11 protein-coding genes and 1 other annotated feature are annotated in these 10,701 nt (G+C 29.6%); of the genes, 1 reads left to right on the top strand and 10 read right to left on the bottom strand.

The window, feature by feature from the left end; genetic code table 11:
* Positions 1–31 precede the first annotated feature (31 nt).
* The 4 genes from ACRDDY_RS18670 to ACRDDY_RS18655 all read right to left on the bottom strand — a co-directional run bounded on the left by ACRDDY_RS18670 (position 32) and on the right by ACRDDY_RS18655 (position 4,886).
* Positions 32–289 carry an IreB family regulatory phosphoprotein gene (locus ACRDDY_RS18670; protein WP_438544346.1) on the bottom strand — a complete coding sequence of 86 codons (258 nt, stop codon included), beginning with the start codon at positions 287–289 and terminating at the stop codon, positions 32–34.
* A gap of 136 nt (positions 290–425) precedes the next feature.
* A complete protein-coding gene (gene alaS, locus ACRDDY_RS18665) occupies positions 426–3,071 on the bottom strand; it encodes an alanine--tRNA ligase (RefSeq protein ID WP_438566427.1) in 2,646 nt (881 codons plus the stop codon).
* Between the two features lie 58 nt (positions 3,072–3,129).
* Positions 3,130–3,306, bottom strand: a binding site (T-box leader).
* 64 nt (positions 3,307–3,370) lie between these two features.
* Positions 3,371–4,402, bottom strand: coding sequence for an AI-2E family transporter (locus ACRDDY_RS18660; protein WP_438566426.1), 1,032 nt, complete (start codon positions 4,400–4,402; stop codon positions 3,371–3,373).
* The gene (locus ACRDDY_RS18655; protein ID WP_438566425.1) at positions 4,380–4,886 is read right to left on the bottom strand and encodes a PRC-barrel domain-containing protein; all 507 of its coding nucleotides are present in this window, start codon (positions 4,884–4,886) and stop codon (positions 4,380–4,382) included. The genes ACRDDY_RS18660 and ACRDDY_RS18655 overlap by 23 nt, the downstream gene beginning before the upstream one ends.
* A gap of 161 nt (positions 4,887–5,047) precedes the next feature.
* On the opposite strand from ACRDDY_RS18655, the gene ACRDDY_RS18650 reads away from it, so the two are divergent.
* On the top strand, positions 5,048–5,386 hold the full coding sequence (locus ACRDDY_RS18650) for an SdpI family protein (RefSeq protein WP_438566424.1): 339 nt from the start codon (positions 5,048–5,050) through the stop codon (positions 5,384–5,386).
* A gap of 28 nt (positions 5,387–5,414) precedes the next feature.
* On the opposite strand, the gene mnmA is transcribed toward ACRDDY_RS18650, so the two are convergent.
* The 6 genes from mnmA to ACRDDY_RS18620 all read right to left on the bottom strand — a co-directional run bounded on the left by mnmA (position 5,415) and on the right by ACRDDY_RS18620 (position 10,559).
* On the bottom strand, positions 5,415–6,500 hold the full coding sequence (mnmA, locus tag ACRDDY_RS18645; RefSeq protein ID WP_438566423.1) for a tRNA 2-thiouridine(34) synthase MnmA: 1,086 nt from the start codon (positions 6,498–6,500) through the stop codon (positions 5,415–5,417).
* 1 nt (position 6,501) lies between these two features.
* Positions 6,502–6,939, bottom strand: a complete 438-nt coding sequence (nifU, locus tag ACRDDY_RS18640; protein WP_438566422.1) for a Fe-S cluster assembly scaffold protein NifU — start codon at positions 6,937–6,939, stop codon at positions 6,502–6,504.
* 23 nt (positions 6,940–6,962) lie between these two features.
* Positions 6,963–8,144, bottom strand: a complete 1,182-nt coding sequence (gene nifS / locus ACRDDY_RS18635; RefSeq protein WP_438566421.1) for a cysteine desulfurase NifS — start codon at positions 8,142–8,144, stop codon at positions 6,963–6,965.
* Between the two features lie 12 nt (positions 8,145–8,156).
* Positions 8,157–8,600, bottom strand: coding sequence for an RrF2 family transcriptional regulator (locus ACRDDY_RS18630; RefSeq protein ID WP_438566420.1), 444 nt, complete (start codon positions 8,598–8,600; stop codon positions 8,157–8,159).
* A 102-nt stretch (positions 8,601–8,702) separates the two neighbouring features.
* Positions 8,703–9,944: a replication-associated recombination protein A gene (locus ACRDDY_RS18625; protein ID WP_438566419.1), complete on the bottom strand. Its 1,242-nt coding sequence runs from the start codon at positions 9,942–9,944 to the stop codon at positions 8,703–8,705.
* Between the two features lie 123 nt (positions 9,945–10,067).
* Entirely contained in the window at positions 10,068–10,559 is a 492-nt protein-coding gene (locus ACRDDY_RS18620; protein ID WP_438566418.1) for a GNAT family N-acetyltransferase, read from the bottom strand.
* Positions 10,560–10,701 lie beyond the last annotated feature (142 nt).

The following is a 10,701-nucleotide window of genomic DNA, read 5'->3' as shown; positions in this document are numbered from 1 at the left end:
AAAATAAAAGTGCCCACAATAGGGCACTTTTTTATTTTATCTCTAAATAAGATTTTATAACTTCTTCAAGAATTTCATCTCTCTCAAGTTTTCTTACTAAAGCTCTTGCTCCATTGTAATTTGTAATGTAAGTAGGGTCACCTGATATCAGATATCCAACAAGCTGATTTATAGGATTATACCCTTTTTCATGAAGTGAATTATATACCTCACTTAAAATTGCTTTTGTTAATGCTTCTTTATTTTTTAATAAATCGAATTGCATTGTGTTATCTAAATTATTACTCATACTAATTGCTGCTTACTGCAGCTCCACCCCCTCACTTATCTATAAGGCTTTTATTATACTTTCTAGTATTAACATTTATTTTTTTATTATACTATATCCATATTCTAATTATAACCTATATTTTTTTAAAAGTACACTACTTTACTAAACTTTGAATTACTTCATAAGCTTTTTCTATTGCTTCATTTATTTTTTCTGGATTCTTTCCTCCTGCTTGAGCCATATCTGGTCTTCCACCACCACCACCGCCAACAACAGTTGCTACTTCTTTAATTATTTTCCCACAATGCACTCCATTATCTAAAACATCTTTTGTTGACATTGCTATAAGATTAACTTTTCCATTTGCTTTACTTAATAAAACAACTACTCCAGAACCAATTTTATTTCTTAACTTATCACCTAAATCTCTTAGTGCATTTCCATCAACTTCCTCTAATGCATATACAATAGTTTTTACTCCATTTACTTCTTTTACTGAATTTAAAATTTCATCTTCAGCACCAGCAGTTAATTTTGATTTAAGTTCTGAAATTTCTTTATCTTTCTCTTTAATTTCAGAGGCTTGACCTTGAATTTTCACTAAAATATCTTTTTCATTGCATTTTAATGCAGAACAAGCTTCTTTTAAAGTCTTCTCTTTATGTTCCATATATTCTATAGCCTTAAATCCAGTTACTGCTTCAATTCTTCTCATCCCTGCTGCAACACCTGATTCACTAACTATTTTAAATAAACCAATCTCACCTGAATTACATACATGAGTTCCTCCACATAATTCCATTGAATAATCCCCAACTTGAACAACTCTAACCTTATCTCCATATTTATCATCAAATAAAGCCATTGCACCTTTAGTTTTAGCTTCATCCATAGTCATTTCATTTGTATCTACTGAAAAAACATTCATTATCTTTTCATTTACTAAAGTTTCAACTTTTTGAATTTCTTCAAAACTTAACCCTTGGAAATGTGTAAAATCAAATCTTAATCTTTCATCATCAACATATGAGCCTGCTTGATTAACATGTTCTCCCAAAACAACTTTTAATGCTTTATGTAACATATGTGTTGCAGTATGATTTTTACAAATATTCTTTCTTCTTAATAAATCCACTTTTAATATAGCTTTATCTGAAACTCTAACTTCACCTTCTACCACTTTCACATAATGAATTATTTTTCCACCTACATTATTTTTAGTATCATAAACTGCTAATTTAAAGTTCTCTCCCTCTATAGTTCCTTTATCTCCAACTTGACCACCCATTTCTGCATAGAAAGTTGTTTTATCAGTAACTACAAAACCTTTTTCTCCTTTACTTAAGCTTTCTCTTACTTCTTCATCAGTTCCTAAGAAAAGAATTTTTCCTTCAATTTCTGTTTTTGTATATCCATCAAATTCAGTTTCAATATCTCCAGGTACACTATTTATAGGTGAGCTTTCTCCTCCCATATAAGTGAATTCTCCTCTAGCACTTCTAGCTCTTTCTCTTTGCATATTCATTTCTTTATCAAATGCAACTTTATCTATAGTCATAGATTTCTCTTCTAAAATTTCTTCTGTTAACTCATAAGGGAATCCAAAAGTATCATAAAGCTTAAATGCTTTTTCTCCACTTAAAACAGTTTCTTTATTATCTATCATTTCAGCAATATATCCGTTTAATATTCCCATTCCTGAATCAATAGTCTCATTGAATCTTTCTTCTTCAAGAGTAATTATCTTCTTAATATAATCATTCTTTGAAATTAGCTCTTCATATTCTCCACCATAGTTATCTACTACAGATTGAACAACTTCATTTAAGAATATTCCTTTTATCCCCAACACTCTTCCATGTCTAGCTGCTCTTCTAAGAAGTCTTCTTAGAACATACCCTCTACCTTCATTACTTGGTTGTACTCCATCACAAATCATCATAGTAACACTTTTAACATGGTCTGTAATTATTCTTAAAGAAATATCTTTTGAAGAATCTTCTCCATATTTAACACCTGATAATTTTGATACTGTTCCTAATATATTTTTAACTGTATCTATTTCAAATATATTATCTACACCTTGCATAATAGTAGCAATTCTTTCAAGTCCCATTCCTGTATCAATATTAGGATGAGCTAATCTTTCATAATTGCCTTTTCCATCTCCATCAAATTGAGTGAAAACTAGATTCCAGAATTCTATTATTCTATCATTATCACTTTCACGTACAAATTCTTCTGCTGAAGTTACTACTCCATTTTCTGGTTTCTTATCATAATGAATTTCTGTACAAGGTCCACAAGGTCCTGCACCATGCTCCCAGAAGTTATCTTCTTTTCCAAGTCTAAATATTCTGCTTACATCTATATCAGTAGATTTTTTCCAAATTTCAAAAGCTTCGTCATCCTCTAGATATATAGTTACATATAATCTATCTTTAGGAATCTCTAATTCTTTTGTTATAAACTCCCATGCCCATGGAATGATTTCTGCTTTAAAATAATCTCCAAATGAGAAATTCCCAAGCATTTCAAAGAATGTTCCATGTCTTGATGTTTTCCCTACATTTTCAATATCACCAGTTCTAATACACTTTTGACATGTAGTTATTCTTTTACTTGGTGGCTCCTGAAGCCCTGTAAAATATGGTTTTAAAGGTGCCATTCCTGCATTTATTAATAAAAGACTTTTATCATTTTTTGGTACAAGAGAAAAACTTTTTAATCTTAAATGTCCTTTGCTCTCAAAGAATTTTAAGTATGCTTCTCTTAAATCATTAGTTCCTGTAAATTTCATTTCTTTCCCTCCACTAAACTTTCCTATATATTAAAAAAGTTTCCGCCTCTTGCAAAATACAAGGGACGAAAACATAAATTTCCGCGGTACCACCCTATTTATGTAGAGTTTACTACATCACTTAAAAAATTAGACTCCTAGGTAGCTTCAATTTAAATAAATCAAAAGTTTTCACCAACCACTTTCTCTCTAAAAATTTATTTTTAAATTTACTCATCCTAATCTTCGCCGTAAAATATTGTTAGCTAACAAAATTATATTTTATATAGGTTAGTCTGTCAATATTCATCCCTTTAATTTTAGAAAATATAATAATTTATATCATCATATATAACTTTTATAATAACAGCAACAGGTATTATAAAAATCATTCCTATAACCCCACCTATCTTCTCTCCAATTATAAGAAGTAAAATTATTAGCATAGGATGGAAATCTGTACTATCTGCTGTTAGCTTAGGTGCTATTAAATTCCCCTCTATTTGTTGAACTACAAAAATTCCAATTATAGTCCATATTGCAAGACTTGGTGATTCTATAACCCCTATAAATACAGCAGGAATCGCCCCAAACAAAACCCCGAAATATGGAACAATATTGAAAACTCCATTTATAAGTGCCAAGATAAATGCAAACTTAAGTCCTATGCACCAAAAGAAAATAAAAGATAATATTGTTGTTATAAGACATAATATTAATTGACTTACTACATATCGCTGTAATAACACATTAATGTCTTTAAAAATTTTTCGTAAAAGTTCCCTTTTACTTATAGGAATTAACATATAAAAAGCATTACTTATTTTTTCTCCATCACTTAAAAAATAATATGCTATTATAGGAACTATAATATATGAAATAATATTTTTTGATATTTCTATAACAAAATCTAAGCTCCTATAAGAAAGCCCCATCAAAAAAGCCCAAGTTTTTTCACTTATCTCTTCATATATAGTTGTAACAACTGCATTATTACTTAATTTAAGTTTTTCTTCTAACTCTAAAAAATATGTATTTAACCGTTCAAAAATTTCTCCTACATTCCCCATTTCCTCAATAATCTTAGGTATTGTTATAATTATAAATAAAATAATAAAAAAACTTAAAATCAATAAAATTATAAGACCACTTAATCTTTTAGAGATATTTATCTTTTTAACCAAAAAATCTCTTAAAGGCATTAATATATACGCTATAACTCCTGAAACAACAATTAAATTAATTGTCTCACTAAATATTTCAATATTCCTATATAACAATACTATTATAAAAAAAAGAAGAAGGATTCCTATTAAAAATATAATCTTTTTATTTAATTTTATTTTTTTCATAAAAACGCCCCTCCATACCTTTTATCATAATCTTAAATTCCAACTTCTCACATCCTATATAAATAATAGACTTATCCCCTAATATACAATCATCTAGAAACAGAACTCTCTTTCCTTTCATAATCTTTTCAATAATTCCTGTTGATATTATAATTCCACATATTTTATTAGTGTTTTCATCTATAATTAAATCTTCAAATACTCCTATCATATCTCCTTCTAAATTTAATATTTCAAGTCTTCTCATTTCCTTGAAGTATAATCCTATTTTTTTTGTCATTTTTTCAATAATAATATATTCATCAATTGAAATTATATCTTTAATATCTAAAAAATTTTTTTTAGATATTAAACTTACTAAGGATACCTTAAACCCAATAATCTCTCCTTTAAAAAAATCTAAGGCTAAATCTTCTATAATCCCTATATATTTTCCTTCTTTTGTATACACCCTCTTCATATAAAAAAATTTAGTTCTAATCATTAACACACCTTCCTCTTTTAATACCATTATTTTTACCAATAACCATTTTAATATTCATAATACTTTTTTTAAATTTTATGTTAATATAATTCTTAAATGGTTTTTTTTCTCAATTTATTAATGTATAATGTTATTAACTTAAATAGAAAGAAGGTTTTCTTATGAATATAAGCATTATTTTCCACTTTCCAGTTCCTTTAATTTTTATTGTCATTGGGATTTTCGCATGGTTTACAGCACCTCTTTTAAAACCAAATGGATTTATAGGTTTTAGAACAAACACTTCTCGAAAAAGTAACGAATCATTTCTTTATGCCAATAAGAAAATGGGGATTTTTTTCATTATTTCTGGAATTATAGCTTTAATATTAGATATTTTTTTATATATTTTTTTCAAGAATTTTACAGAAACCTCTTTTATTATTCCACTTCTTGCACCTATAATTTCAATTCCTTTTATGCTTAAAATTGAATTAAATCTAAAAAAACTTTTCAAATAAAAAAACTCGCAAATTTGCGAGTTTTTTCTTAATTCTTACCTATTCCTTCTATTACACCACCACCTACTACAACTTCTCCATCATAGAAAACAACTGATTGGCCTTTTGTTATAGCTCTTTGATTATCTTCAAATACAACTTTAACTCTTCCATCTTTTAAAGGTATTATTGTAGCTGGCGCTGGTTTTGCAGCATATCTTACTTTAGCTTGAACCTTCATCTCTTCTTCTAAAGTATCAAAAGGTATAAAATTAACATCTGTTGCTATAAGTGTCGTTTTAAATATTTTATCTTCCGAACCTAATATTACACGATTTCGCTTTGCATCTATACCTGTAACAAAAACAGGCTTACCTAATGCTAATCCAAGTCCCTTTCTCTGTCCTATTGTATAATAAACTATTCCTTTATGTTTACCTAAAACATTTCCTTTTTCATCAACAAAATCTCCCGGTATAACTTCTTCTGGTCTAGCTTCCTTTATATATCTTCCATGATTATTATCATGAATAAAGCAAATTTCTTCACTATCTTTCTTATTATGAACAGCAAGACCTATCTCTTTTGCTATTTCTCTTATTTTATCCTTTGTATATTCACCACAAGGCATAAGAGTATGAGCTAATTGATCTTGTGTAAAGTTATATAAAGCATATGTTTGATCTTTTCTATCATCATCTGAACGAATTAAAAGATGTCTTCCATCTCTTTCTTCAATTTTTGCATAGTGCCCTGTTGCTACATATTCAGCACCAATCCCTCTAGCTTTTTGAAGTAATTCATCAAATTTAAGATATTTATTGCAAGCAATACATGGATTAGGAGTTTTTCCATCAATATACTCCTGAACGAAATAGTCAATTACTTTTTCTTTAAAAGACTTTCTAAAATTAAAAACATAAAAAGGTATATCTAATCTCTCTGCAACACGTCTAGCATCCTCAACAGCTGAAAGTGAACAACAACCACCTTCTCTTTCTTCAAATTCATTGTCTTCTTGCCAAACTTGCATAGTTATCCCTATTACATCATATCCTTGTTCCTTTAAAAGGTAAGCAGCGACGGAGCTATCTACTCCGCCGCTCATACCTACAACCACTTTAGGCTTCGTCATACTATTCCTCTCCGTGAACGTGGTCGTGTAATGCATCATGATCTGTTTCTTCAAAGTCCCAAGCTCCAAGCCCAGCCTTTTCTCTATAATCATTTATTGCTTTGTGTATTGCTTCTTCAGCTAAAACTGAACAGTGCATTTTTACTGGTGGAAGTCCGTTTAAAGCTTCTGCAACTGCTTTATTACTTAATTCCCATGCATCTTCTAAGCTTTTTCCTATAATCATTTCAGTTGCCATTGATGATGATGCTATTGCTGATCCGCATCCAAATGTTTCAAATTTAGCATCTTTAACTATGTTATCTTCAATTTTTAAGTAAACTCTCATAATGTCTCCACATTTAGCGTTTCCTACTTCTCCAACTCCATCAGCATTTTCCATAAATCCTACGTTTCTTGGATTTCTAAAATGATCCATAACTTTATCTGTATATATCATATCTCTTATCTCCTTTTTCCTAATTATTTATTTTCGTTTTTTATAAAATCTGTCCATAATGGTGACATACTTCTTAATCTTGCAATAATTGGAGGTAATGTTTCTATTACATAATCAACATCTTCCTCTGTAGTTCCATCACCTAATGTTAATCTTAATGATCCATGTGCTTTTTCATGTGGTAATCCTATAGCTAAAAGTACGTGTGATGGATCTAATGATCCTGATGTACAAGCACTTCCACTTGATGCACAAACCCCTTCAAAATCTAATGAAAGAAGTATTGATTCACCTTCAATAAATTCAAATCCAATATTAACATTTCCAGGAAGTCTCTTATCTCCTCTTGGTCCATTTAATTTTGAATATGGAATTTCCAATATCCCATCTATTAATCTATCTCTAAGCTTTGACATTTTCGCAATATGTTCATCTAGATTTTCCGTTGCCATTTCTATAGCTTTTCCAAGACCAACTATTGAAGCAATATTTTCTGTCCCTGCTCTTCTATTTCTTTCTTGACCACCACCGTGGATTAAATTGTGTATTCTAACACCTTTTTTAATATAAAGCGCTCCTATTCCTTTTGGTGCATAAATCTTATGTCCTGCTAATGATAAAAGATCTATATTCATATCTTTAACATCAATTTTCACATTTCCAATTGCTTGAACTGCATCAGTATGGAATAATACTCCTCTTTCTTTACATATAGCACCAATTTCTTTTATTGGTTCAAGTGTTCCTATTTCATTATTTGCAAACATTACACTTACTAATATTGTTTTATCTGTAATTGCATTTTTTAAATCTTCTAAATTTATAAATCCTTCATCATCTACATCTAAATATGTAACATCAAATCCATTTTTTTCTAAATACTCACAAGTATGAAGTACAGCATGATGCTCTATTTTTGTTGTTATAATATGATTCCCTTTATTTTTATAAGCACTTGCTATTCCTTTTATAGCCCAGTTATCCGCTTCTGAACCGCCACCTGTAAAGTAAACTTCATTCACTTCACAATTTAATGCTTTAGCAACTTGTGCTCTTCCTTTATCAATGGCCATTTTAGTTTCTCTTGATGGCCCATAAAATGATGATGGATTTCCAAACTTTCCTGTAAAGTAAGGTAACATTTCCTCTAATACTTCCGGCTTAACAAAAGTTGTTGCCGCATAATCCATATATACTGTTCTCATTTAACTTCACCTCTAAATTTCTAATTCTAATTTCGAATTTTTTTCTTGAATTATCTTATAATCATCTACTATATCTTGAAGAGTTACGCCTTCCATAACTTCATCTATACTTTCTTTTATCCTTTTCCATAACATTCTAGTTGCACAACAGTCAACGTTATCACATGCTACCCCATCAATACAATCTGCTATTTCAATAGGCCCTTCTAATATATACATAATATCTGCAACTGTTATATCTTTAGGTTCTTTATTTAATACATACCCACCCTGAGCTCCTCTTATACTTCTAATAAGTTTCGCCTTTCTAAGGGGACTAAATAATTGTTCTAAATAGTATTCTGATATATTCTGTCTCTTAGATATTGTTTTAATAGATACTGGAGATTCACCAAAATTTACTGCTAAATCTACCATTGCTTTTACTCCATATCTTCCTTTTGTTGATAATTTCATCATGTCACCCCTTAAAGTAGAGTAAGTTACTACGATTTCTGTTTATATCTTACCAAATCACTCGGTTATTGTCAACAAACTTATGTGAATATTCTTTAAAGTTTATTTAACACTTTTCCAATACCTACTCAAACTCTCTTCATACTTATTTTTTCCTGGTACATAGTATTTTATATTTTCCATTTCCTTCGGTAAATACTTTTGCTTTACATAATTATTTTCATAATCATGTGGATACTTATATCCACCTATTCCCAATGTTTTAGCCCCACTATAATGACCATCCCTTAAGTGACTTGGAACTTCTCCTACACTCGTATTCCTAATATCACTCATTGCCTTATCAATAGCTTTATACGCCGTATTTGACTTTGGTAAAGTTGCTAAATATATTACAAGTTCCGAAAGTATTATATTTGCTTCTGGAAAGCCAACTTTCAAACAAAGATCTATTCCTGAATTAATTACAGGCAATGCATTAGGATAAGCAAGCCCTATATCTTCTGCCACAATAACACTTATCCGCCTAGTTATTCCTAAAAGATTTCCCGTTTCGATTAATCGTGCCAAATAATGTACACTAGCATCTGGATCGCTTCCTCGTATACTTTTCTGAAGGGCACTCAATAAATTATAATACTCATCTCCACTAGTATCTCCTCTCATATTTGATTGGTTTAACTCTTTTACATTTTGAATGTTTATCTCTTTTTCATGCTTACTTTGAGAATTTATTAAAAGCTCTAATATATTATATGCTTTTCTATAATCACCTTGAGAAATCTCACCTATATACTTTAAAGCCTTCTCTTCATACTTTACTTGTATTCCATCTTCAATTAATTTATTTAACGCTTTCTTTAAACCAATTTCTATTTCACTTTGCTTCAAAGGCTCTAATTTAAAAATATTACACCTACTTATAATTGCTTTATGAATCGCAAAATAAGGGTTTTCTGTTGTACTTGCTATAAGCGTTATTTTTCCATTCTCTATAAATTCCAACAATGCCTGTTGTTGTTTTTTATTAAAATGTTGTATTTCATCTAAATATACTACTACGCCTTTATAATTCATTAATGTGTCTAAACTATCAGTAATTTCTTGAATATCTTTTATAGATGCTGTAGTTGCATTTAGCTTATAAAATTTCTTATCTACATAATTTGCCATTATATTAGCTAAGGTTGTTTTTCCCGTACCTGGCGGTCCATATAATATACAATTTGGAATTTTTTTATTTTTTATTAATTTATATAGTGGTTTATTTTGTCCTAATATTTGCTTTTGCCCTATAAAGTCTTCAATTTCTTTTGGTCTCATTACTTCAGCCAAAGGCTTCATTTCAGTTCTACCACCTTTTTATCTAAATTTTATCAATTTACATTTTACTCTTCTCTCTACTCATTATCAACATTTTTCTCCTTCTCTTTCAAAATTAAATGGAGCTACTTAAAGTAACTCCATTTAAAATATAATCTTACTTCTTCTTTCCATTAACACAACATCCATCCAATCTCCATTTGGTAACTGCGCAACCCTATCTCTTATCCCTATTGTTCTAAACCCACATTTTTCATGTAACTTTAAACTTCCTGGATTATTTCTTAGTATAACTGCCTGTATACTCCAGAAACCTTCTTTTTCAGTTTCTTTTACTAATCCATTCAAAAGAGCTCCTCCGACACCTTTTCCTTTGTAATCTTTATCTATGTATATACTTAATTCTACTACGCCTCTATATGCTTCTCTTGGTGATATATGTCTTACTGCTGTCCACCCTATTACTTTTTCTTCTTCACAAATTACTAATCTACATTTTTTAAGATACATTTTATTCCAGTATTCAAAATCTGGAACCTCTCTTTGAAATGTCGCCCCACCTTTTATTCCATCACCATAAATTTTTTCAATCGCTTTCCAATCTTCATCAAACATTGCTCTAATATTATATTTCAACTCTTCACCTCATATTTTCCTCTGTTTCAAAACCGAATAAATTATACATACTCTCTATTTATAAGTCAATATAAATATCTACTCAATTTCAAAAGTTAAAATAAATTTTATTTAAATCATGATTTTGAAGAATAACTTTAAG

Origin of the sequence: Clostridium sp., assembly GCF_051656525.1 — a bacterium.
Taxonomy (GTDB): Bacteria; Bacillota; Clostridia; order Clostridiales; family Clostridiaceae; genus Clostridium.
The sequence above is the reverse complement of the archived record's forward strand: the minus strand, read 5'-3'. Positions and strand labels throughout refer to the sequence as shown.